Annotated in this window: 17 protein-coding genes; 11 read left to right on the top strand and 6 right to left on the bottom strand. The window is 59.4% G+C overall.

The annotated features are described in order from the left end of the window. Positions 1-4 precede the first annotated feature (4 nt). The 5 genes from hslV to MWU49_RS07725 form a co-directional block, all read right to left on the bottom strand. Positions 5-529 (bottom strand): ATP-dependent protease subunit HslV, encoded by a 525-nt coding sequence (gene hslV, locus MWU49_RS07745; protein ID WP_246970271.1) that lies wholly within the window; start codon positions 527-529, stop codon positions 5-7. A gap of 216 nt (positions 530-745) precedes the next feature. Beyond that, complete coding sequence (locus MWU49_RS07740) at positions 746-2,755, bottom strand: alkyl sulfatase dimerization domain-containing protein (RefSeq protein WP_246970268.1); 2,010 nt, start codon at positions 2,753-2,755, stop codon at positions 746-748. 315 nt (positions 2,756-3,070) lie between these two features. After that, entirely contained in the window at positions 3,071-3,706 is a 636-nt protein-coding gene (locus MWU49_RS07735) for an SPOR domain-containing protein (RefSeq protein ID WP_246970266.1), read from the bottom strand. 30 nt (positions 3,707-3,736) lie between these two features. After that, entirely contained in the window at positions 3,737-5,491 is a 1,755-nt protein-coding gene (gene argS, locus MWU49_RS07730; protein ID WP_246970264.1) for an arginine--tRNA ligase, read from the bottom strand. A 130-nt stretch (positions 5,492-5,621) separates the two neighbouring features. Further along, on the bottom strand, positions 5,622-7,796 hold the full coding sequence (locus MWU49_RS07725) for a primosomal protein N' (RefSeq protein ID WP_246970262.1): 2,175 nt from the start codon (positions 7,794-7,796) through the stop codon (positions 5,622-5,624). A 152-nt stretch (positions 7,797-7,948) separates the two neighbouring features. Between MWU49_RS07725 and rpmE the strand changes: the two genes are divergently transcribed. Together rpmE and MWU49_RS07715 are read left to right on the top strand one after the other, a co-directional pair. After that, on the top strand, positions 7,949-8,167 hold the full coding sequence (gene rpmE / locus MWU49_RS07720; protein WP_161318397.1) for a 50S ribosomal protein L31: 219 nt from the start codon (positions 7,949-7,951) through the stop codon (positions 8,165-8,167). A 112-nt stretch (positions 8,168-8,279) separates the two neighbouring features. Continuing rightward, a complete protein-coding gene (locus tag MWU49_RS07715; protein ID WP_246970260.1) occupies positions 8,280-9,554 on the top strand; it encodes a malic enzyme-like NAD(P)-binding protein in 1,275 nt (424 codons plus the stop codon). Between the two features lie 118 nt (positions 9,555-9,672). Here MWU49_RS07715 and MWU49_RS07710 read toward each other — a convergent pair whose 3' ends face one another. Further along, complete coding sequence (locus MWU49_RS07710; protein ID WP_246970258.1) at positions 9,673-12,270, bottom strand: penicillin-binding protein 1A; 2,598 nt, start codon at positions 12,268-12,270, stop codon at positions 9,673-9,675. A 199-nt stretch (positions 12,271-12,469) separates the two neighbouring features. Between MWU49_RS07710 and MWU49_RS07705 the strand changes: the two genes are divergently transcribed. From MWU49_RS07705 to gltB, 9 genes are all read left to right on the top strand, one after another. Further along, positions 12,470-13,537: a pilus assembly protein PilM gene (locus MWU49_RS07705; protein ID WP_246970256.1), complete on the top strand. Its 1,068-nt coding sequence runs from the start codon at positions 12,470-12,472 to the stop codon at positions 13,535-13,537. Then, positions 13,534-14,097, top strand: coding sequence for a PilN domain-containing protein (locus MWU49_RS07700; protein WP_246970254.1), 564 nt, complete (start codon positions 13,534-13,536; stop codon positions 14,095-14,097). Before MWU49_RS07705 ends, MWU49_RS07700 begins: the two co-directional genes overlap by 4 nt. After that, positions 14,097-14,783, top strand: a complete 687-nt coding sequence (locus MWU49_RS07695; protein ID WP_246970251.1) for a type 4a pilus biogenesis protein PilO — start codon at positions 14,097-14,099, stop codon at positions 14,781-14,783. The genes MWU49_RS07700 and MWU49_RS07695 overlap by 1 nt, the downstream gene beginning before the upstream one ends. A gap of 6 nt (positions 14,784-14,789) precedes the next feature. Next, positions 14,790-15,320: a pilus assembly protein PilP gene (locus MWU49_RS07690; protein ID WP_246970248.1), complete on the top strand. Its 531-nt coding sequence runs from the start codon at positions 14,790-14,792 to the stop codon at positions 15,318-15,320. 20 nt (positions 15,321-15,340) lie between these two features. After that, positions 15,341-17,503: a type IV pilus secretin PilQ family protein gene (locus MWU49_RS07685; RefSeq protein WP_246970245.1), complete on the top strand. Its 2,163-nt coding sequence runs from the start codon at positions 15,341-15,343 to the stop codon at positions 17,501-17,503. Next, positions 17,500-18,033, top strand: a complete 534-nt coding sequence (gene aroK, locus MWU49_RS07680; protein WP_348646693.1) for a shikimate kinase AroK — start codon at positions 17,500-17,502, stop codon at positions 18,031-18,033. The genes MWU49_RS07685 and aroK overlap by 4 nt, the downstream gene beginning before the upstream one ends. Before the next feature lie 64 nt (positions 18,034-18,097). Beyond that, positions 18,098-19,177 carry a 3-dehydroquinate synthase gene (aroB, locus tag MWU49_RS07675; RefSeq protein WP_246970239.1) on the top strand — a complete coding sequence of 360 codons (1,080 nt, stop codon included), beginning with the start codon at positions 18,098-18,100 and terminating at the stop codon, positions 19,175-19,177. Next, positions 19,167-20,642 (top strand): SPOR domain-containing protein, encoded by a 1,476-nt coding sequence (locus MWU49_RS07670; protein ID WP_246970236.1) that lies wholly within the window; start codon positions 19,167-19,169, stop codon positions 20,640-20,642. Before aroB ends, MWU49_RS07670 begins: the two co-directional genes overlap by 11 nt. Positions 20,643-20,807: 165 nt before the next feature. Further along, entirely contained in the window at positions 20,808-25,271 is a 4,464-nt protein-coding gene (gene gltB, locus MWU49_RS07665) for a glutamate synthase large subunit (RefSeq protein WP_246970233.1), read from the top strand. Positions 25,272-25,277 lie beyond the last annotated feature (6 nt).

The following is a 25,277-nucleotide window of genomic DNA, read 5'->3' as shown; positions in this document are numbered from 1 at the left end:
GGGATTACCAGCTCAATTCTTCAATGGTTTGCTTTTGGTTGGTGAATACACAGATATCGCCGGCGATGGTCAGGCTCTTTTCGACGATATCCCGAGCATTCAGCTCGGTGTTGTGCAGCAGGGCGGTGGCGGCGGACTGGGCATAGGGCCCACCGGAGCCGATGGCAATCAGGTCATCCTCCGGTTCGATCACATCGCCGTTGCCGGTGATGATCAACGAGGCTTCCTTGTCTGCCACGGCCAGCAGGGCTTCCAGGCGGCGCAGGGCGCGGTCGGTGCGCCAGTCCTTGGCCAGTTCCACGGCGGCGCGGACCAGGTGCCCCTGGTGTTTTTCCAGCTGAGCTTCAAAGCGCTCGAACAGGGTAAAGGCGTCGGCGGTGCCGCCGGCGAAACCGGCAATCACCTTGCCGTGGTAAAGGCGGCGTACCTTGCGGGCATTCCCTTTCATGACGGTGTTACCCAGTGACACCTGGCCGTCACCGCCAATAACAACGTTGTTGCCGCGGCGCACGGATACGATCGTGGTCACATTCTGCTCCTTTCATAGTGATTCTGCAGATGTGGGGCTGAGGGGGAGGGATTCAAGCGTCTGAAAGCAGTTAATAGTGAATAGTTAACAGTGAATAGCGGCGCGGGTTGGCGCAGGAGGGCGGGAAGAGGTTGGAGGCCGCGCACGGATGGTGAGTGGGGCGGGTTGTTTTGAGAGGGATGCACCCCGCCGGTTCGGCCGGCGGGGTGCTGGAGCTTACGGGGTGACGATGTTGAACCAGAACTCGAAGGAATCCAGTGAGCTGCTGAAGGATTTCAGTAGCTCGCCATCGCCTTCGATGCTCACGTCGCCTTTTTCAATGGCGTCATTGAAGGTGGTTTTACCAAGGTTCACCTGGTTGAGGGTGGCTCGGGTGGTGGTGATGCTGACGTCTGCATCATCAGCCGTTTTGCCGAGGGTGTAGTTGAGTACACCGTTACCCAGGTAGATGGTCACCTTGTCGCCGGTATCGGTCATGGTCAGGTTCATGGTGCCGTTGAGCTCGGCGGCCTTCTCGCCGTTGTAGCGCACGGCCAGATAATCCAGCAGGGTCGGCAGGCTCAGGTTGTTGACGATATCCGGGCTGGCGGTATCCGGTGTGGCGGCCTGTTTGACGCCGTCGCGCAGTTCCTTGGCGCCACTGAGGTAAAAGTTACGCCAGGGGCCGGATTCTGCCTGGTAGCCCATCTGGGTGTAGGCATTGGCGAGCAGGTTTTTGGCCTGTTGGTTGTCCGGATCGGCAAAGACTACATGGTTGAGTGCCATGGCCACCCAGCGGTATTCGCCGTTGTCGAAATCTTTTTGCGCCTTGCTGATGATGCTGTCAGCGCCGCCCATGTATTCCACATATTTTGCCGCGGAATCCTGTGGTGGCAGGGCGTGCAGATTGGCGGGGTTGCCATCGAACCAGCCGAAGTAGAGCTGGTATTGGGCGCGCACGTCGTGGCTCACCGAGCCGTAGTAGCCGCGGTTGGCCCAGACCTTCTGGAGTGAGTCGGGGAGCTGGATCATCTCTGCGATTTCGATCCCGTTGTAGCCATGGTTGGCCAGACGCAGGGTCTGGTCGTGGATGTAACGGTATACGTCGCGCTGGGCGGTCCACAGGTTGAGGATTTCCTCATTGCCCCAGGTGGGCCAGTGGTGGCTGCCGAAGGAGACTTCCACGTCATCACCGAAGCGTTCGATGGTTTCATGGATGTACTTGGACCAGAGCAGGCCGCTGCGTACCTTCGCGCCACGCAGGGTGTAAAGATTGTGAAGAGTGTGGTTGATCTCTTCGGCCTGACACAGGGCTTTCAGCGAGGGGATGTAGAACATCAGCTCGGCAGGGGCTTCTGCGCCGGGGGTGTGCAGGAACACCATTTCGATGCCATCCACGGTTTCCTTCTGTGGTGAATGATCGATGGTGACGTTGGGTTCGGCGATGCTGACGCTGCCGGCGGCGGTGGTGGTGCCAAGCCCGCTACCCAGGGTGCCGGTGGGGGACTTGTCCAGCACGTTGCCGTACATGTAGCTGGCGCGGCGGGACATCTGGTTGCCGGCCATCAGGTTTTCATTCACGGACTCTTCAAAGAAATGTTCGGGCGCCACAATCTGGACATTCCCTGAGGCGATTTCCTCTTCTTTCAGCACCCCTTTGACGCCACCGAAGTGATCCACGTGGCTGTGGGTGAAAATCACTGCGGACACCGGCAGGTCTTCCACCTTTTCACGCAGCAGTGCCAGGCCGGCCGCGGCGGTTTCGTTGGCGGTGAGCGGGTCGACAATGATCCAGCCGGTCTTGCCGCGGATGAAGGACATGTTGGCAAGGTCGAAGGCGCGAATCTGGTAAAGGCCGTCGGTGACCTGGAACAGCCCGTGCTTGGCGTTCAGCTGGCTCTGTCGCCACAGGCTGGGGTTGGCGGTGGCGGGCGCATCGCCCTCTATGAAATCGTACTGGTTCAGATCGAAAGCGGTGCTGCCCTGGGCATTCTGGATGATGTTGTCATCCAGTGTGGCAATGAAACCCTTATCCACGTTGGCAAAGTCGCTGGTGTCATCAAAGGGCAGGTAATCGCGCAGGGCGTCGTTGGCCTTGATGGTGGCCGGCTCGGCCTCGGTAACGGTTTCTACCTTGGTGGCCGGGGCGGCGGTTTGTCCGGAGGGGCTGTTCGCGTTCTCGTTGCAGCCTGAAACAAGAGTGAGAGAAGCCAGCAAAAGCGGGCCTGAGTACCATAACGATTTCATCTATCTTCTCCTTGATTGAACTGGCTCAAACAGCTTGCACGAAGGCGATAACGCCCACATGACAGAAATCCTTTTGCCGATACTGCGCTAATAATCGTTCTGATCCAAGTTCATGGAGGGGGGCAAAAGACAGGTAAAGACAGTTAATAGTGAATAGTTAACAGTGAATAGCGGCGCGGGTTGGCATCGTGGGGGCTGAACGGCTGATGGCCGCGCACCGGCGTTGGGTGGGGGATTGGGGGTAGGGCGGAAATGGGCGTGAGCCCATCTCCGCCGCGTGCAGGCGTGTTGCGTGATGCGTGATGCGTGCTGCGTCTATTTTTTCATCTTGATCGGCAGGGTCTCGATGCCGTTGCTGGCCAGCTGATCCTGGGCGCGATGCATGGCGTTGAGGTTGTTGTAGGGGCCGATCATGACCCGGTGCCAGCTATCACCGGTGTCCAGATTGACGGACTGAATGGAGGCTTCGAACCCCTTCAGGATCAGCTCGGCACGGCGGCGGTCGGCGTCTTCGTTGCGGCGGAAGCTGCCGGCCTGCAGCAGGTATTTCTCGTCGCTGGTACGGGAGCTGGTTTCCGTGCTGGTCTGGCGGCTGCTTTCCTTTGGTTTGGTCGTGGTGGTTTGCCGGGTGCCGCTATCCGTTTCCGTCTGCGGCACGATCACTTCCATTTTCGGCAGCACCGCATAGAAATCGAACTGGGGTGAATCGTCACCGGCCTTGGGTTCGTCCTTTTTGGGTGCCGGTTTGTCTGCCTGGGGTTTGGGCTTGGTGGTGCTGGCGGTGGGTTTGCCGCCCTGCTGCAGCTGGGTGTTGCCCAGGTGGAACAGGAACGCCACAAACAGACCGACCATCAGGCCGGTAAACATCCATACCCAGCCGGGCACCTGTCGTTGTGTCTTCTTCTTTCTGGCGGGGCTGCGGCTGGCGCCCCGTCGCGTATTCTTCGCCATGGTCCTTCCTGGTAATGCAGCGGAGGTCGGTTACATCCGTTCGAGTGGCGTCAGGCCCAGCAGTTCCATGCCCTGTTTCAGGGTGCGGGCGGTCAGGGCTGCCAGTTTCAGGCGGCTCTGCTTGAGAGCTTCATCCTCGCTGTTGAGGATCGGGCAGTGCTCATAGAAGCTGGAGAACAGGCCGGCCAGCTCATACAGGTAAAGGCACAGCAGATTGGGCAGACCCTTTTCTGCCACACTTTGCAGCACTTCACCGAATTGCACCAGCCGGGCGGCCAGGGCCTGTTCGGCGTCTTCCTGCAGCAGGAACTCGCCGCTGACCTGGGTCATGTCCAGTTCGGCCTTGCGGAAGATGCTGGCGACCCGGGTGTAGGCGTAAAGTAGATAGGGCGCGGTGTTGCCTTCAAAGCTGAGCATCTGGTCGAAGTTGAAGATGTAATCGCTGCTGCGGTTCTTGGACAGATCCGCATATTTCACGGCGCCAATACCCACGGCGCGGGCAATGGTGCGCAGTTCTTCTTCGTCCAGCTGCGGATTCTTTTCCTTCACCAGCGCATAAGCGCGCTCTTCTGCCTCATTGAGCAGGTCGATGAGCTTCACGGTGCCGCCATCACGGGTCTTGAATGGGCGGCCGTCCGGTCCGTTCATGGTGCCGAAGCCCATGTGCGACAGCTCGGTGCTTTCCGGTACGAAGCCGGCCAGCTTGGAGAGGCTGAACATCTGCTGGAAGTGCAGTGCCTGGCGCTGGTCGACAAAGTAGAGCATGCGATCCGCGCCCAGGGTGTTGGCGCGGTAGCGTAGGGCGGCCAGATCCGTGGTGGCATAGAGATAGCCGCCGTCGGCCTTCTGCACGATCACCGGCAGAGGGTCGCCTTCCTTGTTCTTGTATTCGTCCATGAACACGCACTGGGCACCCTGATCTTCGCTGAGCAGGCCTTTGGCGTCCAGATCGGCGACCACCTGCGACAGGTCGTCGTTGTAGGCGCTTTCACCGCGTACGTCATCAGCAGTCAGGCTGACGCCGAGACGGTCGTAGACCGCCTGGCAGTGGCTCAGGGAGATGCTGTTGAACTCGCCCCACAGCTTCAGGCAGTCGGGATCGTGGGCCTGCAGCTTGACCACCAGACCACGGGCACGGGTGGCAAACTCTTCGGATTCATCGAAGCGTTGCTTGGCGGCGCGATAGAATCCTTCCAGGTCGCTCAGTTCGCTGGACAGCTCTGCCGCACTTTCCTCGTGTTTCTGCTCATCCAGATAGGCCAGCAGCATGCCGAACTGGGTGCCCCAGTCGCCCACGTGGTTTTGGCGAACGACGTTATGGCCGAGGAATTCCAGGGTGCGCACCACGGCGTCGCCAATGATGGAGGAGCGCAGGTGGCCGACATGCATTTCCTTGGCCAGGTTGGGGGAGGAGTAATCCACCACCACGGTCTGCGGCTGCTCGGGGCGGGCTACGGACAGGTGCTTATCGGCCAGGGCCTGATCCAGCAGGCTGTTGAGCCAGTCGCTGGCCTGAAAGAAGTTGATAAAGCCGGGCCCGGCAATTTCGGTTTTGGCGATGGCGCTGTCTTGCGGCAGGGCGGCAATCACCTTTTCGGCCAGGTCGCGGGGCTTCATGCCGGCAGGTTTGGCCAGCATCAGGGCGATATTGGTAGCGAAATCACCGTGGCTCTTGTCCTTGGTGCGATCAATCTGCACCGGGCGCTTGGCATCCGCAGGCAGGGTGCCGTCGGCAATCAAGGTGTCGAGGGCGCTTTCAATCAGGGTAATCAGGCGTTCTTTCATGGGGTCCGTCGGGGCCGTTTGACTGGCCGGCGATTGTACGGGAAAAGGGCTTGTTACGCAGCACGCAACACGCAACACGCATCACGCGGGGCTCCGGCATGTTGCGTGAAGCGTGCTGCGTGTGGCGTTTTCAAAGCATGTCTATTGGATCTACATCCACATGCCAGCGGCATTGACGGGCCTGGGGGAGGCTGCGGGCGGTGGCCAGCAGGGCGTCCAGGGTCTGGTGCAGCGGACCGCGCTGGGGGCTTTGCAGTAGCAGTTGGGCGCGGTAACGGCCGGCGCGCTTTTCCATGGGGGCAGGCACCGGGCCGAGTACATTCACCCCGGGGGCGGCCTGCTGTACGGCCAGTTCCTGCAGGAAGTTCATGGCCTTGCCCAGGGTCATGGCCTCGCAGCGAAACAGGGCCAGATGACCAAACGGCGGCAGGGCAGCCATGCGGCGCTCTTCCAGCAAGGCGCTGGCCAGGGCGGGGTAGTCCCCGCTGGCCGCCAGCTGCAGAAGATGGTGATCCGGGTGGCGGCTCTGCAGCAGTACCCGGCCCTTGCCTTCCCGGCCGCTACGGCCGGCCACTTGCAGGAGTAACTGGGCGGCTTGCTCGGGGCCGCGGAAATCGGCGCTGAGAAAGCCTGCGTCCATATCCAGAATCACCACCAGCGCCAGCTTCGGAAAGTGGTGGCCCTTGGCGAGCATCTGGGTGCCCACCAGTACCGCCGGTTCCCCTTTGCGGATGGTGGCCAGCTTGGCGTCCAGTTCGCCCTTGCGGCGGGTGGCATCCCGGTCCACGCGAATTACCGGCACGGGCAGGGATTGCTCCAGCAGCTCGGTGAGCTTTTCGGTGCCGCTGCCGGCCTCATGGATAGCGCCGGAGCCGCAATCCGGGCAGCGGGCGGGAACCCGTTGCTGGCTGTCGCAGTGGTGGCAGCGCAGGCTGTTCTCGCTGCGGTGCCAGGTAAGGAAGCTGTCGCAACGTTTGCATTCTGCCTGCCAGCCACAGTCCTGACAGAGAATCATCGGGGCGTAGCCGCGCCGGTTGATGAACACCAGGGCCTGGTTGCCTTCGCTGACGCAGTGTTTGATGGCCTGCAGGGAGGTGGGCAGCAATGGCTGATTGGGTGGCGCCAGGGTCGCGTCGAGAATTTCGATATGAGGGCGTTGCTGTTCGGTGGCGCGACGGGACAGTTTCAGCCAGCTGAAACGGCCATCACGGGCCAGTTGCAGGGTTTCCAGGGACGGGGTGGCGCTGCCCAGCACCACCGGGATGTCCAGCTGCTGGGCACGCCAGGTGGCCAGGTCCCGGGCGTGGTAGCGAAAACCATCCTGTTGCTTCAGTGAGCCATCGTGGGCCTCGTCGACGATGATCAGGCCGGCTTGGTCCAGTGGCGTAAAGATGGCCGAACGGGTACCGATGATGATGCGTGCCTTGCCATCCCGGGCCGCCAGCCAGTTATCCAGGCGTTCACGGTCGGTAAGGCCGGAGTGCAGGGTGACCACGGGCACCGAGAAGCGCTGACGGAAGCGTTGCACGGTCTGTGGAGTCAGGCCGATTTCGGGAACCAGCACCAGCACCTGTTTGCCCGCCGCCAACACAGGCGCCATGGCCTGCAGGTAGACCTCGGTCTTGCCGCTGCCGGTCACGCCGTCGAGCAGAAAAGGCGTAAAGCCGCTGGCATCCTGAATCGCATGGATGGCGGTGCGCTGTTCGCCGTTGGCGGGCAAGGGAGGCTCGGCGAGCACTTCCCTGGGGGTGTGCATCGGGGTGTCGAGCAGGATCTGCTCGGCCCAGCCCTTGTCGCGAAGGCTGGTCAGTGCCTGCGGACTCACGTCCAGTGCCCCCAGCATGGCACTGCTGAGCCCCTTGGGGTGCTCTCTCAGTACTTGCAGTGCCTGCAGTTGCCGCGGGGCACGGCGGACCTGGTCGTCCTGGACGTGCTGGCCGCGCTCGGTCAGCTGCCAGCGTTTTTCCTGGCTGGCCTGCGGGTCGTTGCCCTGGCGCAACAGTGCGGGCAGGGCGTCGCTGAGCACTTCGCCCAGCGGATAGTGATAGTAGCGAGACGCCCTTTCACACAATGCATACAGTTCGGCCGGTATAACAGGGGTAGTGTCGAGGACGGTCTTGATGGCTTTCAGCTTCGGGTAGTCGCTATTGCCGTGGCCGTGGACCACACCGATAAGGGTGCGTTGGCCAAATGGTACCTGTACACGACAGCCCTGTGCCGGCGGTTCACTGCCTTTGTAGAGATAGTCGAACAACCCTGGCAGGGGGACTGGCAGGGCAATTTGCAGTGTGGGTTGGGCTGGCACGAGGGTTCCTGATGTCGAGTGGTTCTGAGACCACAGTGCTACGGCGCTTGCGGATTGGAGCCAAGCTGCTATGATTCGCCTTCTTTTTTTTCGACGCAAGTCGTGTGGTGCCTGTCGGAGAGGCAGGTAGCGACACATACCGGAGCAAGACCATGAAAGCAGAGATCCATCCCGAATACCAGGCAGCTACCTATACCTGTAGCTGCGGCAACGTGATCGAGAGCCGTTCCACCCGTGGTGGTGACATGTCTCTGGACGTATGTTCTGCCTGCCATCCGTTCTACACCGGCAAGCAGAAGCAGGCCGACAGCGGCGGCCAGATCGACAAGTTCAAGCAGCGTTTCGGCGTGATGCGCAGCAAGAAAGGCTGATAGCCTCTCTTCTCCACATCATGTTTTGCAAAAAGCACCCTCCGGGTGCTTTTTGCTTTATTGACCTTGCGTACACAGTGTATATCCCTTTCAGGGACCAGCGGAGACCATCATGTCCGAGGATTTGAAGACGGCAGCGTTGGAATACCACGCCAAACCCCGTCCCGGGAAAATCAGCGTTGAGGTAACCAAGCCGGCGGCGACCAGCCGCGATCTGAGCCTGGCCTATAGCCCGGGTGTGGCAGAGCCGGTACGGGAGATCGCGCGGGAGCCGGAGTTGGCATACCGTTTCACCTCCAAGGGTAATCTGGTGGCGGTGATCAGTGATGGTACTGCCATTCTGGGACTGGGCAATCTGGGGGCGCTGGCCTCCAAGCCGGTGATGGAAGGCAAGGGCATCCTGTTCAAGCTGTTTGCCGGTATCGATGTGTTCGATATCGAGGTGGATTCTGAGGACTCCCAGGCCTTCATCGATACCGTGATGCGTATCCATCGCACCTTTGGTGGCATCAATCTGGAAGATATCCGTGCCCCGGAGTGCTTCGAGATCGAGCGGATCCTCAAGGAGCAGTGTGATGTGCCGGTGTTCCATGATGATCAGCATGGCACCGCCATCGTGGTTTGTGCCGGCCTGATCAATGCGCTGGAGATCCAGAAAAAGCGCATTGAGGACATCAAGGTGGTGTGTGTGGGTGCGGGTGCTGCAGGTGTGGCGTCTGTGCGATTGCTGATCGAGATGGGCGCGCGCAAGGAAAATATCCTGGTGCTGGACCGCAAGGGTGTGATCCACAGTCGTCGTGATGATCTGAACCAGTACAAGGCTGCGCTGGCCAACGATACCGACAAGCGCACTCTGGATGACGCCATCGAAGGTGCGGATGTGTTTATCGGTGTATCCGGGCCGGATACCTTGACACCGGAGATGGTCAAGAAGATGGCCGACAAGCCTGTGATCTTCGCGCTGGCCAACCCGGACCCGGAAATTCGCCCGGAAGTGGCCAAGGCCGCTCGTGCCGATGCCATCGTGGCCACCGGCCGTTCCGATTTCCCGAATCAGGTCAACAACGTGCTGTGCTTCCCGTACATGTTCCGCGGGGCGCTGGATGTGCGATCTACCTCTATCAATGAGGAAATGAAGATTGCTGCCGTGCACGCCATCGCTGAGCTGGTGCGTACCGCTCCGCCTCAGGAGGTGCTGGATGCCTACGGTGGTGAGCCGCTGACCTTCGGTGCTGACTACATCATCCCCAAGCCCAACGACCCTCGTCTGCTGGGCAAGGTGTCAGCAGCGGTGGCGAAGGCCGCGGTGGACAGTGGCGTGGCCCGCAAGGGATACCCGTCCCACTACCCGCTCAACTCCCTGGATGAGATTTTCCCGGAGTTGTAACAAGCAACGCCAGCCATAAAAAAACCGCCTAAAGGCGGTTTTTTTATGGCTGCAAGCATCATGCATGATGCTTCACGCCTTTCCGTGTTGCGTGATGCATGTTGCGTGAAGCGTCTCTTTAAAAAATCTGCTCCGGCGCGTTGCTGCCGCCGGCCAGGCCCAGCGGGGGCTCCAGCTCGGGGAGTTGATCCTCAATGAAGTACTCGGCGACGCTGTCCGGATTTTGTGGTCGGGCCAGCAAGCCGTTCTCCGGGTTGATTCGCACCATGGTGATGCCGCTGGGTTGTTCCATCTGCTGGTCAGGCCGGCCTTTCAGGGCCGGGCCCATATAGTCCATCCAGATGGGCAGGGCGGCCTTGCCGCCGTACTCGCCCCAGCCCAGGGTGCTGGGGTTGTCGAAGCCTACCCAGACGGTGGCCACCAGTTCAGGGGAGTAGCCTGAGAACCAGGCGTCTACCTGGTCATTGGTGGTGCCGGTCTTGCCGGCCAGATCGCGGCGGCCAAGGGTGTTGGCCATGTGGCCGGTGCCGCGGCGGACCACGTCCTGCATCATGGAATACATCAACCAGGCGACGCGGGCATCCAGTACCCGAGGAGCCACCAGTGGTTCAGGCTGGATGGTCACGACGGCCTCGTTGTCGGCATCACTGCTTTCAGGTTCCTCCTTGTGCAGGACTTCGGACAGGGAAGGAGGGGCGGAAACCGGCTCCAGCTCCACCTCGCTGGCTTCCGCTGGCTGGCAATCCTGCTCACAGAGAACGACCTCGGGGGCTTTCCACAGGACGTCACCATTTTCCTTCTCGATACGCAGGATGCCCCAGGGCGACACGCGATAGCCGCCGTTGGCAAAAATACTGTAGGCGGTGGCGATTTCCATGGGGGTGACACTGGCGCTGCCCAGCGCCAGGGACAGGTCGCGCTGAAAGGTGTCAATGGGCAGGCCGAAGCGTTCCAGGGTGCCCATGGCCTGGCTGATGCCAATCTGCCGCAGGATACGAATGGAGACCAGGTTCAATGAGCGATACAGGGCTTCGCGCATGCGGGTTGGGCCGTAAAACTTGCCGCTGGCACCGCTGGGACGCCAGGCGGTTTCCAGCTTCTCGTCATCGAATACCACGGGGGCATCATTGATGATGGAGGCCGGGGTAAAGCCGTTTTCCAGTGCCGAAGTGTAGACGAAGGGCTTGAAGACCGAGCCCGCCTGGCGCTTGCTCTGAACTGCCCGGTTGAAGTTGGAGACAGAGAAGCTGTAGCCGCCCTGCATGGCTTCGATCGCGCCATTATGGGGGTTTAGTGACACCAGTGCGGACTGGGCGCGGGGTAGTTCGGCCAGGCGCCAGCGGCGCTCGTCGCCGCTGCCCACAGGGCGTACATGGATTACGTGGCCAGGGGCCATGACCTGGCTGACCTTGCTGGGTTCGTCACCCACGTACTTGTCGCTGATGTGGCGGCGAGCCCAGCGAATGTCATCCCAGGCAAGGCGGGCGCGCTTGCCGTCGCGGAACAGGATTTCAGCTTCCTTGTCGTCGATGGCGGTGACGATGGCCGGATTGAGGGGGCCGATGCGCGAACGGTCCTTGATCAGGGCGACCCAGGCGGCAATGTCGGGATCCAGGCCGTTGATAGTCAGGTCCAGCTCGGCTTTATCTTCGCTGCCTTCTGGCGTCTCCGGTTGCTCGGGTGTGGTCTCGGTGCTGGCGGCGGTGATCACGGGCAGGGCTGGCAGCTTGCTGATGTCCAGTTTGGCCAGCGGGCCGCGATAGCCGTGGCGCTCGTCGTAGCTGTGCAGCCCCTGGCGCAGGGCGTTCACCGCGTAGGCCTGGCGCTCGCTGTCCAGGGTGGTAATGATGCGGATGCCGGCGGTGTAGAGATCGTCATCGATCAGTTCCATGGCCTGCAGTCGCACCATCTCGGCAAAATAGGCGCCGTCCACTTCCGGCTGGGCAGCATGGAAGCGGGCGCTGACCGGCAGCTCTTGGGCGGCCATGCGTGCCTCGGTATCAAGCGCGCCGGTTTCCTCCATGCGCTGAAGAATCCAGTTGCGGCGGACCAGGGCTCGCTCCGGGTTGGTGATCGGATTGTAGGCGGAGGGCGCCTTGGGCAGGCCGGCAATCATGGCCAGTTGGGCCACGTTCAGCTCACTGATGGACTTGCCGTAATACACCTGGGCGGCGGCTTCTGCTCCGTAGGCGCGGTGGCCCAGGTAGATCTTGTTCAGGTAAAGCTCGAGAATTTCTTCCTTGTCGAGCACCCGTTCTATCTGGATGGCGAGCACAATTTCGTTGAATTTGCGCAGGAAGCGCTGTTCGCTGTCCAGGAAGAAGTTCCGAGCCACCTGCATGGTGATGGTGGAGCCGCCAGAGCGGATTTCCCGATAGCGTGCCAGTTCCACTGCGGCGCGAATCAATCCCTTGAGATCGACCCCGTTATGGCTGAAGAAGCGCTCGTCTTCGGCGGCCAAAATAGCCTGTACCAGTTGTTCGGGAAGCTGTTCATAGGAAACTGGTTGGCGTCGCTTTTCCCCGTATTCTGAAATAAGCTTCATATCCCGGCTGTAGATGCGCAGTGGGATCTGGTATTCCACCTCGCGAATCTGGCTGGCGGGGGGCAGCTGCGGGGCCAGATACAGGTAGCTGGCGGCGAGTACAAGAAGGCCGCCGCCTGCGCCGGCTGTGGCGAGGAGGAGGAGGAATCGGGTCCAGATGGGTAAACGCATGTTTTCGGCAACTACTGGCTTGGATCGGTAGAAAGGCCTAGCCGGCCCGTGAAGTGGATCATTATATGGTGGAAAGGTTGTTGTGATCTAATATCTGTTCTGCTATTACTTACACCTAAAGTAATTCGACATAAAAAACCTGTAAGTGTATCTTTAGCAAGAAAAAACACTTCAATAATAACCAGACGGGACGACGACAGTGCTGCCTTTCCTCAGAAAAAAGGCCCAGACACTACTGGGGATCGACATCAGTTCTACCGCAGTCAAGCTGCTGGAACTGTCCAAATCCGGTGGCCGTTACAAGGTCGAGAGCTACGGGGTTGAGCCCCTGCCGGCCAACGCGGTTGTCGAGAAGAATATTGCTGATGCGGAAGGGGTGGGCGACGCCATCGCTCGGCTGGTCAGTCGGGCGCGCCCGGGGGTGAAGACCTGTGCGGTGGCGGTTTCCGGCTCCGCGGTGATCACCAAGCTGATCGAACAGGATGCCTCCCTTAGCGAAGATGATCTGGAAGCCCAGCTCAAGGCGGAAGCGGATCAATACATTCCCTATCCCATGGATGAAGTCCGTATGGACTTCCAGGTCATCGGCCCCGTCGAAGGCAATGAAGAGCGGGTGGAAGTGCTGGTGGCCGCGTCGCGTACCGAGAATGTGGAAATGCGCACCGATGCCATCGAAATCGGTGGCCTGCAGGCCAAGGTGGTGGATGTGGAAGCCTACGCTATGGAGCGGGCTTTCCAGTTGGTGCTGCCGGGTCTTCCCAATTCCGACGAACTCGAAACCGTGGCGGTATTCGATATCGGTGCCACCATGACCACCCTGAATGTTTTCCATCAGGGTCGCAGCGTTTATACCCGTGAGCAGTTGTTTGGGGGCAAGCAACTGACCGAGGAAATTCAACGTCGTTATGGCATCTCCATGGAAGAAGCTGGTCTGGCCAAGAAAACCGGTGAGCTGCCTGATGATTATGAAAGTGAAGTGTTGCAGCCGTTCAAGGATGCGGTGGTTCAGCAAGTGAATCGCTCCCTGCAGTTCTTCTATGGTTCTACCCAGTTCAATGAGGTGGATTACATCCTGTTGGCGGGTGGCTCTGCATCCATTGCAGATCTGGATGATCTGGTCCAGGAAAAAGTGGGGGCCAGCTGTTCCGTGGCCAATCCGTTCAGTGACATGGCGTTGGCCAATAAAGTCAGTGCCTCTGCCATTGCCAACGATGCCCCGGCATTGATGATTGCCTGCGGCTTGGCGCTGAGGAGCTTTGAGCAATGACAACAACAATTAACCTGTTGCCGTGGCGCGAAGAGCGTCGCAAACAGCAACAACAGGAATTCATCGTCATGCTGGTGGTGGCGGCCGTGGTGGGCGGTCTGCTGTTCTTCCTGTGGCAGGGAAGTGTCGATCAGCAAATCGCGGACCAGCGTGCCCGCAACAGTCATATTCAGGCGAAAACTGCTGAGCTGGACGAAAAGATCAAGGAGATCAAGGAGCTCAAGCAGCGTCGTGCCGAGCTGGTGGCCCGCATGGAGGTAATTCAAAGCCTGCAGGGGAACCGGCCTTCCATTGTTTATGTTTTCGACCAGCTGGTGAAAACCCTTCCGGATGGCGTCTACTACAACGAAATCAAGCGCCAGGGCCAGTTGTTTACCATCAAGGGGTTGGCGGAAAGCAACAATCGGATCTCCCGTTTGATGCGTAATCTGGATCAGTCCGACTGGTTTGAAGAGGCGAATCTCCTCAATGTCAGTGCCAGCGAAAATGACTCTGAAGTCAACAGCTTTACGTTGACGGTCAAGCAGGCTTCCCGATCCGGCAAGGGGGGAGAAAAATAATGAACGCCTCTGAGTTGAAGAATATGGATCTGGGGGAGCTGGTCGACCAGCTGAACTCCCTGGATTTTGAAAATGTGGGGAGCTGGCCTGCGCCGGTGAAGGTGATCTCGGCCCTGTTGGTGTTGGCGCTGGTGGTTGGCCTGGGTTACTTCTTTGTCATCAAGGATATGTACGGGGAACTGGATCGGCAGACTGTGGAAGAGGAAACCCTGCTGACCGCATTCGAGAAAAAGGCCTTTGAGGCTCATAACCTGGATCAGTACCGCAAGCAGCTGGCGGAAATGGAGCAGACCTTTGGTGCGTTGCTGAAGCAATTGCCGAAAGACACTGAGGTGCCGGGTCTGCTGGAAGATATTACTCATACCGGCCTGGGCAGTGGTCTCGAGTTCGAAGAAATTGAACTCAAGAAAGAAGTGGCCAAAGAGTTCTACATCGAGCTGCCGATCCAGATAAAGGCACTGGGGGATTACCACAGCTTTGGTTCCTTCGTATCCGGGGTGGCGGCACTCCCTCGGATCGTTACGCTGCATGACTACACCGTGTCCCGCCCTGACAAGAAGAACAAGGACCTGGCTGCGCTGGGTCTTTTGAATCTGGATATCACCGCCAAGACCTATCGCTATGCGAATAAGGATGCGGCTGGTGGCGGAAAGGGTGGTAAAGGCAAAAAAGGCGGGAAAAGGTAAGGGCGCATGATGAAAAATATAATGATCCTACCCGTTATTCTTCTGGCCCTGGGCTCTCTGGGGGGCTGTAGTTCCGGGGCTAATCTGGGGGAACTGGATGCTAGGCTGGAAGAAATCAAGGCGCGTCCTCGCGGCCGTATTGAGCCACCGCCGGAATTCAAGCCGGTGGCCTCCTACGCCTACTCGGCACATCAATTACGCTCGCCGTTCAGTCCGCCGGTTGATCAAAAGCTGCTGGTAGTGCCGGATGGCCGCAAGGTGGAGCCGGATCTGGGGAGGCCGAAGGAATATCTTGAGCGCTTCTCACTGGATGCGCTGAAGATGGTGGGCACCATTGCCCGTCCGGACGAGCCTCTGCAGGCGTTGATTGCGGATCCCTCCGGGGCGGTAACGCGAGTGCGTCCAGGTAGCTACATGGGGAAAAACTTCGGGCGGGTCAGATCCGTGTCCGAAGCAGAAGTCAGTCTTGTCGAGGTCGTTCCGGATGGTCGTGACGGCTGGGTAGAACGTGCCAGTAACGTTTCAATCACCGAATAACAGTCGCTGGGGATCCAGTTATGAAAATTACAATGATGAAGAAAAATGTTAGCGCTTCCCGGCGTCTGGTGGGGGTGGCCCTGGCCGGGGTGCTGGGAGCCATGAGCTCGATTTCTGCGGCGGCCACCCTGAAATCCATTGAGGCCAATGCCCTGTCCGGGGACTCCATGGAGGTTCGCCTGAAGTTCGAAGGCGGAGTGCCTGAGTCCAAGGGTTACAGTATTGAGCAACCGGCCAGAATTGCACTGGATCTGCTCGGCGCGGATACCGATGTGGCCGGCAAGCGTCAGAACCTGGGTACCGGCAATGCGCGCAGCGTCACTATTGTGGAGGCGAAGGATCGCACCCGTCTGATCTTCAACCTGGACTCCCTGACCGCCTACACCACCAGCGTGGATGGTGATTCCCTGGTGGTCATGCTGGGTGGCGAGCAGTCGAAAAGTGCAGATGTCAAAGCCGCAGCGGGCGAATCCGCCGTCAATGGCGTTGATTTCCGTCGCGGTGAAGAGGGTGAGGGTCGAGTCATCATCAACCTCTCCAAGCCTTCCATTCCTGTAGATGTTCAGGAAGAGGGTGGCCGTATCGTTGCCCGCTTCGTGGGTGCTGGTGTGCCGGATGAGCTGATTCGCAAACTTGATGTCACCGACTTCGCCACACCGGTGAAAATGGTCGATGTGAAAGTGGCCGATGGCAGCACCATTGTCGAGATCGAGCCCACGGGTGTCTGGGAGTATCTGGCCTATCAGGCGGACAACCAGTTCAGCATCAACGTGAAGCCGGTAACCCGTGCCGAAGCGGAGCGCAAGAAGAAAGACGCCTTTGAGTACACCGGTGAAAAGCTGTCCCTGAATTTCCAGGACATTGAAGTGCGCTCCGTGCTGCAGCTGATCGCCGATTTCACCGGCCTGAACCTGGTAGCCTCTGATACCGTGAATGGCCGCATTACCCTGCGTCTGCAGAATGTGCCCTGGGACCAGGCGCTGGAACTGATTCTGAAGACCAAGGGCCTGGACAAGCGCCAGGTGGGCAATGTGCTGCTGGTGGCCCCGGCGGATGAGATTGCAGCCCGTGAGCAGCTGGAGCTGGAAAGTCAGAAGAAAATCGAGGCGCTGGCGCCGCTGCGTACCCAGTACATCAACATCAACTACGCCAATGCCAGTGAGCTCAAGGAGTTGATCAGTAACGCCGGCGGCAAAGGCGATGCGCTGGTGTCCGAGCGCGGTTCCGTGGTGGTGGATCAGCGTACCAATACCCTGATCGTTCAGGATACTGCTGCCAAGCTGCAGGATATTCGTGAACTGATCGAGCAACTTGATATTCCGGTTCAGCAAGTGCTGATCGAAGCCCGCGTTGTGGTGGCCACCAACGATATTTCCGATGAGTTCGGTGTGCGCTGGGGTGGTCTGGGCTTCGATGGCGAAAGCATGCTTCAAGACAAGCGCACCTACGGCGTGTCCGGCCGGCTGCAGTCCATTCGGGATCTGCACCAGAGTAATGTGGACTCAACCGTGTTTGGTGGTGACACTGTGCTGGATCCCAGCGATGTGGATTTCGGTCCCGATGACTTTGAGTTCGAGCCACTCGAAAATGGCGATGACCTGATCGTGGATCTGGGTGTGGATTCTGCTGATGCAACCCGATTTGCGGTGGGCTTTACTTCCCTGGCCTCGGGTCTTATCGAGCTGGAATTGTCTGCACTTGAAGCGGAAGGGCATGGTGAGCTGGTAGCTACACCTAAAGTGCTGACTGCCGACCAGCAGCCTGCGGTGATCGCTTCCGGTCAACAAGTGCCGTTCGAGACGGCGACCAATGCGGGTGCGACCGCCATTGAGTTTATTGAGGCTGAATTACGTTTGGAGGTGACTCCTCATATTACCCCCGACGGCAATATCATTATGATGCTTAAAGTCAATAATGATGCACTGAGTGCAGGCCCTAATAATACGTTTGCTGTAGATACTAGTCGTGTAGAAACCTCGGTGCTGGTAAGTGATGGCGAAACCGTGGTGCTTGGTGGTATCTTCCAGCAGGAAAAGATCAATGCGGTAACCAAGACTCCCTTCCTGGGGGATCTGCCGTGGATCGGAAACCTGTTCAAGAAGACCGTCAAGCGTGACAGCAAGCAGGAATTGCTGATCTTTATCACGCCGCGCTTGATGAAGGATGCGTTGGCAGCTCGGTGAAAGAAACAAGTAACCCTTCCTTGATATTGGTCGGTCCCATGGGTGCAGGTAAAAGCACCCTGGGCCGACACCTCTCCCAGATTCTGGATTACCCTTTCTACGACTCTGACCGGGTCATCGAAGAGAAGACCGGTGCCGATATTCCATGGATATTCGACATGGAAGGTGAGGCCGGTTTTCGACGTCGCGAGCATGAGGTCATCGAGGAGCTCTCAGCCCTTGACGGTGTTGTGCTGGCCACTGGTGGTGGTGTGGTGGTGACGCCGGAAAATCGTCAACTGCTGCATGATCGTGGTTGTGTGGTGTACCTGTGGACGCCGGTGGAGGTGCAGCTGGCTCGTACCCGTAACGACCGCAATCGCCCTCTGCTGCAGACGGCCGACCCCCAGGCGAAACTGGAGGCACTGTTTGCCGAGCGCGACCCGCTCTACCGGGAAGTGGCGCACCATGTGGTGTCCACGGCTTCCGGCAACCTCAAGAAGGTAGCCGATGACGTGCTGGCTTGTTTGGCTTCCCACCGACAAGGATAATGTCCGCAATCCCGTGGTCAGTGATATTGACTGACTGAGGTCGTCCTACATTTGCGGAGAGATGATGCGCACACTTCAGGTGGCTCTGGCCGAGCGTAGTTACCCCATTCACATCGGTGAGGGTTTGCTCGACTCCTTCCCGCTGGCGGAGCAGGTTCGTGGCAATCAGGTGATGATTATCACCAATGAAACCATCGCGCCTATTTATCTGGATAAGCTGACTCGCCAGTTTGCCGGCATCCAGTGTGACACCCTGATTCTGCCGGATGGCGAGAAATTCAAGACGCTGGATACCCTGGAAACCATCTTTGATGCGTTGATGAGCAAGCGTCACTCGCGCACCACTACTCTGGTGGCGCTGGGTGGCGGCGTGATCGGCGATATGGTGGGTTTCGCTGCTGCCTGCTACCAGCGCGGAGTGGATTTCATTCAGGTGCCCACCACGTTACTGGCGCAGGTGGATTCCTCGGTGGGAGGCAAGACTGCCGTCAATCATCCCCGTGGCAAGAACATGATCGGTGCATTTCATCAGCCGCGACTGGTGCTGATCGATACCCTGGTGCTCGACACGCTGCCCGCTCGTGAGTTGGCGGCGGGTTATGCGGAAGTGGTGAAGTACGGCCTGATTCGTGATCCCGATTTTTACGCCTGGCTGGAAACCAACAACCAGGGATTGTTGTCCAGAGAAGCAGAACTGCTTGCGGAAGCGATCTATCGCAGCTGCGAAAACAAGGCCCAGGTGGTTGCCGATGATGAGACCGAGCAGGGCAATCGTGCCTTGCTGAATCTCGGCCATACCTTTGGCCATGCCATGGAAACAGCAACAGGGTATAGCCACTGGTTGCATGGTGAGGCTGTAGCTGTGGGCATGATTATGGCGGTTCATATGTCCAGAGAGTTGGGCTGGCTGGAGCAGGGGCTGGAGGAGAAGCTGACTGCGCTGCTGGCGAGCTGGAAACTGCCGGTGGCGGTGCCGCAGGGCATGACGCCAGCGCAGTTCATGGATCTGATGGCCATGGACAAGAAGGTTCTCAACGGACAGCTTCGGCTGGTGCTGCTCAAGGCACTGGGTCAGGCTGTAGTGACGGCAGAATACGACAAGGGTGCACTGGATAGCACCCTGGAGGCGTTTTGTGGAGTTTGATGAAGATCGTTTTTTCAGTGGTGCATCCCGCGGTGATTACCTCGAAGCGCTGACCGCCCATGCGGGCCTCGGGTCGGTGGTCGTGGTGGACGGCGAAGCGGGCAGTGGCGTCTCCACACTGCTCGGTCAGGCGGTGATGGCGTTGCTGGATGATCTTGAGGTGGTGCGCATTGATGGTGCTGATGATCATGATGGCAATGTGGTCGTCGATGCCTTGTTGCGCCATTTCAATATCGAGCGCCCGGAACTGCCGGAAACCCTGCGTCGCACCCTGGTGGATGGACGCATTGTGGTGGTGGTAGATAACAGTGAACGGCTGTCTGCCGAAGCGCTGGCGACCATGGCGTCCCTGAAGCAGAAGCTGGCCGGGCGGCTGGGCTATTTCTTCGGTGGTTTACCGGGCGCTATCGAGCAGATCCGGGCGGCCGGGTTCACCATTGATGACGTGTTGAGCCTGCCGGAGCTGAGCGCAGAGGATGTGCAGGATCTCGCCTGGTTCGTGCTCGGGCTTGAGCTCGATGATGGCGAATCAGCGGAGCAATGCGGCAGTGCCAAGGGCAATCTTGCCGCGGTGCTGGAGGCGTTGGCACCGCAGAGCCATCTGGTCGCGGCCGACGCTGATGATGATGACATGCTGCGTTTTGCTGCCCATGAGGCCGATGATGACCTGGATGAGGTCGACTCCTGTGATGACAGCGGCTCGGAGGGAGACGAGGCTGAAGATTATCGGGACAAGGCTGCGCCGCCCTGGCGCCATATCGCTGCTGTGGCCGGTCTGCTGATTGTGGTTGGCCTGCTGTGGGTTGGATTGTCTTCCGATCCGGAGGATGAGGCTGGTCCTCGGCCTATTGCTCTGCCAGTGCCGGATAGTGTGGAAGGCGCAGGCGGTGAGTCAGGGGCGGAGGTTGCAGCGGGTGATGCTGATCCGGCGGAGAGGTCGCCCATGCAGCCAACGATGGAGCCGGTGGCGCGACTGGAAGATCTCGGGCAGTCGGCGTCGCCATCGCGTACTGACGGTGAGGTGATCCTCGAGCCGGTTTCCGATCCGGTGATGCAGTCAGATCCGCCTCCGCAGGATACCGTGATGACCTTGCCGGACGCACCCGAAGCGTCGCTGGGCGAGGAGCCTGAGCCGGCGGAAGTGAAGGGGGAGGAGGCGGCTCCATTGGTGGATTCCCAGGGCTATCAGCATGCCGGCTGGCTGGCGACCCTGGCTGACGACCGCTGGTTTCTGCAGATTATGGCCACCAGTCAGCAAGAGGGGGCTCAGCAGGTGCTCGATCAGGTGGGGCGCAAGGGGGCTTATTATCGGGCGGAGCGTAACGGAAAGACCGTCTGGCTGGTGCTGGCCGGGGACTATTCCAGCCGTCAGGCAGCCCTGGATGCCAAAACCTCGCTGCCGTCGAAATTGCAGCAGGCTGGCCCATTTCCCCGCAAGATGGGCGACATTCGCGGCGAACTTTAGGAGTTTCGCCGCCTTAACGGTAAACAAAAATGCGGGCTGGGTGCGTGTTCAATTTGTCGCCCAACCCCGCAATGTGTAGAATGCATATCCCTTTTTTGCCGTCACCACTGGCCTGACGCCATTTGCCTTCTGTAAGTCTCTGAATTTCAAGAGGAAAAGGTTTTGATGCAGCAGAACTCAACGCTGGTGCGGGGGCTCACTGAGCCCGGAGAATTCCGGGACAACTGTGGTTTTGGTCTGATTGCCCATATGGAGGGCAACGCCAGCCACGAGCTTTTGCAAACCGCCATCGAAGCACTGACATGTATGACCCACCGGGGCGGCATTAATGCCGACGGAAAAACCGGTGATGGTTGCGGTCTGTTGCTCAAGAAACCCGACTCTTTCTTCCGCAAGGTTGCGCAAGAACAGTCCATCAGTCTGCCCGAGAACTACGGCGTGGGCATGGTGTTCACTCACCCTGACAGCGCTGAAGCCGACAAGCAGAAAGCTGCCATCAATGCCGCTCTGGAAGCGCAGGATGTGCAGGTGCTGGGCTGGCGCGAAGTGCCCACCGATGACGCCTGTCTCGGTGAGTTGGCGCGTGCCTCCCTGCCCGGTTTCTGGCAGGTGCTGGTGGCCGCTGATGGCAACACTGAGCTGGAACTGAATCGTCGACTGTTCTTTGCCCGTCGCCACGCGGAGAAGGCCATCGAGAGTGATGGCTATTTCTACGTGTGCTCTCTGTCCGCTTCGGTGATCTCCTATAAAGGGTTGATGATGCCGGTGGACCTGCCGACCTTCTTCCCGGATCTGGGTGATGAGGCCATGGAAACCGCCATCGTGGTGTTCCATCAGCGCTTCTCTACCAACACCCTGCCGCAGTGGCCGCTGGCCCAGCCGTTCCGTTATCTGGCCCACAACGGTGAGATCAACACCGTTCAGGGTAACCGTAACTGGGCGCTGGCCCGTGAAAACAAGTTCCAGAACGATTTGCTGCCGGGCCTGGAAGAACTGAGCCCGCTGGTTAACCGTACCGGTTCCGATTCTTCCAGCATGGACAACATGCTGGAAATCCTGTTGTCCGGTGGTATGGACCTGTTCCGTGCCGTGCGCATGATGATTCCGCCGGCCTGGCAGAACGTGGACACCATGGACGCTGATCTGCGTGCCTTCTACGAATATAACTCCATGCACATGGAGCCGTGGGATGGCCCGGCGGGTCTGGTACTGACTGACGGTCGCTACGCGGTATGCATGCTCGACCGTAACGGCCTGCGTCCGGCGCGTTGGGTTGTCACCAAGAATGGTTTCATTACCCTGGCCTCTGAAATCGGTGTTTACGGCTACAAGCCGGAAGACGTGGTGGCCAAGGGCCGTGTCGGACCGGGGCAGATTCTGGCCGTGGATACCGAAACCGGTGAAGTGCTGCACACCAAGGACATCGATAACCGTCTGAAAGTGCGTCACCCCTACCGTGACTGGCTGAAGAGCAATGCCCTGCGCATTGAGGCGGATTACGACCACGAAGTGGGTCGTACCGACGAAGTGGATCCACAGGATCTGCTCAGCTACCAGAAATTCTTCCAGATCAGCTTCGAAGAGCGTGATCAGGTGCTGCGCCCGCTGGCCGAATCCGGTCAGGAAGCCACCGGCTCCATGGGTGATGATACTCCCATGGCGGTGCTGTCCCGTCGTGAGCGTCAGCTGTCTGATTACTTCCGTCAGCAGTTTGCCCAGGTGACCAACCCGCCCATCGATCCGCTGCGCGAAGCGATCGTGATGAGCCTGGAAACCTGTGTCGGTGCCGAGCGTAACGTGTTCGAGGAAACTGCCGATCACGCCGATCGTGCCATCCTCTCCACGCCGGTGCTGTCGCATTCCAAGTTCACCAATCTGCTGAACATCGAGCGCCCCGGCTACGACGTGGCCAAGCTGAGCCTGCACTACGATCCGAAGATCGGCCTCAAGCAGGCGGTGCTGGACGTTTGTGCTGCTGCCGAACAGGCGGTCCGTGATGGCAAGGTGGTGCTGGTGCTGAGCGACCACGGTATCAGCCAGGATACGCTCACCGTACCTGCGTTGATGGCCACCGGTGCCGTGCATCACTCGCTGACCGAAAAAGGTCTGCGCTCCGATGCCAACATCATTGTGGAAACCGCCACTGCCCGTGACTCCCATCACTTCGCGGTGCTGTTCGGTTTCGGTGCCACTGCGGTGTACCCGTATCTGGCCTACGACGTGATTGCCGACATGGTGCGCTCTGGCGAACTGTTGGGCGATGCTGTCGAGCTGCAGAAGAACTTCCGCAAGGGCATCAACAAGGGCTTGATGAAGATTCTCTCCAAGATGGGGATCTCCACCATTACCTCCTACCGTGGTGCGCAGCTGTTTGAGGCCGTAGGGGTCGACAGCGATGTGGTTGACCTGTGCTTCCGTGGCGTGGCCAGCCGTATCCAGGGTGCTGGCTTCGAGGATTTTCAGGCGGATCAGGTGAGCCTGGCCAAGGATGCCTGGAAGCAGCGCAAGCCCATCGACGCGGGCGGTATCCTCAAGTTTATCCACGGCAAGGAATATCACGCCTTTAACCCGGACGTGATCCATGCCCTGCATCGTGCCACCCAGGACAACGACTACGACGCGTACCGTGAGTATGCCGAGCTGGTCAACAAGCGCCCGGTGGCCACCCTGCGTGACCTGTTCGCCCTGCGTGATGACGTGGATGCGATCAGCGTTGATGAAGTGGAGCCGCTGCAGGACATCCTGCTGCGCTTTGACTCCGCGGGCATGTCTCTGGGTGCCTTGAGCCCGGAAGCCCACGAAGCTATCGCCACCGCCATGAACCGTATTGGCGGCCGCTCCAACTCCGGTGAGGGTGGTGAAGATCCGGCCCGTTATGGCACCGAGCGCGTATCCAAGATCAAGCAGATTGCCTCTGGCCGTTTCGGCGTGACCCCGCATTACCTGGTCAACGCTGAAGTGCTGCAGATCAAGGTGGCCCAGGGCGCCAAGCCTGGTGAAGGTGGCCAGCTGCCAGGCGGCAAGGTGAATACCCTGATCGCCCGTCTGCGTCATTCTGTGCCCGGCGTGACCCTGATTTCACCGCCGCCGCACCATGACATCTACTCCATTGAGGATCTGGCCCAGCTGATCTTCGACCTCAAGCAGGTCAACCCGGATGCCCAGGTATCCGTGAAGCTGGTGTCCGAGCCGGGTGTGGGTACGGTTGCGTCCGGTGTGGCCAAGGCCTATGCCGATCTGATCACCATTTCCGGTTACGACGGCGGTACCGCGGCCAGCCCGCTGACCTCCATCCGTTATGCCGGTTCCCCTTGGGAATTGGGTCTGGCGGAAGCCCATCAGGCACTGCGTGGCAACGATCTGCGTGACAAGATCCGCCTGCAGACCGATGGTGGTCTGAAGACCGGTCTGGATGTGGTCAAGGCGGCCATTCTGGGCGCCGAGTCCTTCGGTTTCGGTACCGTGCCGATGATCGTGCTGGGCTGTAAGTACCTGCGTATCTGTCACCTGAACAATTGCGCCACCGGTGTCGCCACCCAGCGTGATGATCTGCGTAAAGAGCACTACATCGGTGCTCCGGAGCTGCTGATCAACTACTTCACCTTTGTGGCCCAGGAAGTGCGTGAGCTGCTGGCAGTGCTGGGTGTGAAGAGCATCCCCGAGCTGATCGGCCGTACCGACCTGCTGAAAGTGCTGGAAGGTGAAACCGCGCGTCAGGGCAAGCTGGATCTCACTCCGATCCTGCGTAATGACCTGGTGCCGGCGGACAAGCCGACCTCCTGTCAGGTAAGCCGCAACGAGCCGTTCGACAAGGCGCTGCTCAGCCAGAAGATGGTTGAGGACATGAAGGTGGCTATCGACAGCAAGTCCGGTGGTTCCTTCCACTACGAGATCACCAACTGTGATCGCTCCGTAGGTGCCCGCGTCTCTGGTGAGATCGCCAAGCAATACGGCAACCTGGACATGGAAAGCGCGCCGATCAAGGTTCGCTTTACCGGTACCGCGGGCCAGAGCTTCGGTGTATTCAACGCCGGTGGTCTGCACATGTATATCGAAGGTGATGCCAACGATTACGTGGGTAAGGGGATGGCCGGCGGCAAGCTGGTGATTCGTCCGCCCCAGGGCAGCCCCTTCAAGAGTCAGGAAACCGCCATCATCGGCAACACCTGTCTGTACGGTGCCACCGGCGGCAAGCTGTTTGCCGCAGGTACCGCCGGTGAGCGTTTCGGGGTGCGTAACTCCGGTGCCCACTCGGTGGTAGAAGGCGCAGGCGATCACTGCTGTGAGTACATGACCGGCGGTTGCATCACCGTACTGGGCCGCACCGGCCATAACTTCGGTGCGGGCATGACCGGTGGTTTTGCCTTTGTACTGGACGAAGACAACGACTTCTTCGACCGCATCAACCCGGAACTGATCGAATTGCATCGCATCAGCTCGGAAGCCACCGAGTCTCACCGCAGCCATTTGCGCGGTGTAATCAGCGAATACGTTGAAGAGACCGGCAGCGAGTGGGGCCAGTACATTCTGGATAACTTTGATGCCATGAGCCGCAAGTTCTGGCTGGTGAAACCCAAGGCCGCGAGCCTGGACAGCCTGCTGAACTCCACGCGCGCCAATCCGGCATAACGGAGG

Source organism: Alcanivorax sp. S6407, assembly GCF_023016115.1.
Classification (GTDB): domain Bacteria; phylum Pseudomonadota; class Gammaproteobacteria; order Pseudomonadales; family Alcanivoracaceae; genus Alcanivorax.
This window is presented reverse-complemented; position numbering and strand designations above follow the sequence as displayed.

Excerpts from the sequence above, each read along its gene's own strand:
- MWU49_RS07740 (WP_246970268.1), bottom strand. The coding sequence starts at position 2,755 with ATGAAATCGTTATGGTACTCAGGCCCGCTTTTGCTGGCTTCTCTCACT.
- MWU49_RS07735 (WP_246970266.1), bottom strand. The coding sequence starts at position 3,706 with ATGGCGAAGAATACGCGACGGGGCGCCAGCCGCAGCCCCGCCAGAAAG.
- argS (WP_246970264.1), bottom strand. The coding sequence starts at position 5,491 with ATGAAAGAACGCCTGATTACCCTGATTGAAAGCGCCCTCGACACCTTG.
- rpmE (WP_161318397.1), top strand. The coding sequence starts at position 7,949 with ATGAAAGCAGAGATCCATCCCGAATACCAGGCAGCTACCTATACCTGT.
- MWU49_RS07715 (WP_246970260.1), top strand. The coding sequence starts at position 8,280 with ATGTCCGAGGATTTGAAGACGGCAGCGTTGGAATACCACGCCAAACCC.
- MWU49_RS07710 (WP_246970258.1), bottom strand. The coding sequence starts at position 12,270 with ATGCGTTTACCCATCTGGACCCGATTCCTCCTCCTCCTCGCCACAGCC.
- MWU49_RS07700 (WP_246970254.1), top strand. The coding sequence starts at position 13,534 with ATGACAACAACAATTAACCTGTTGCCGTGGCGCGAAGAGCGTCGCAAA.
- MWU49_RS07695 (WP_246970251.1), top strand. The coding sequence starts at position 14,097 with ATGAACGCCTCTGAGTTGAAGAATATGGATCTGGGGGAGCTGGTCGAC.
- MWU49_RS07690 (WP_246970248.1), top strand. The coding sequence starts at position 14,790 with ATGATGAAAAATATAATGATCCTACCCGTTATTCTTCTGGCCCTGGGC.
- MWU49_RS07685 (WP_246970245.1), top strand. The coding sequence starts at position 15,341 with ATGAAAATTACAATGATGAAGAAAAATGTTAGCGCTTCCCGGCGTCTG.
- aroB (WP_246970239.1), top strand. The coding sequence starts at position 18,098 with ATGCGCACACTTCAGGTGGCTCTGGCCGAGCGTAGTTACCCCATTCAC.
- gltB (WP_246970233.1), top strand. The coding sequence starts at position 20,808 with ATGCAGCAGAACTCAACGCTGGTGCGGGGGCTCACTGAGCCCGGAGAA.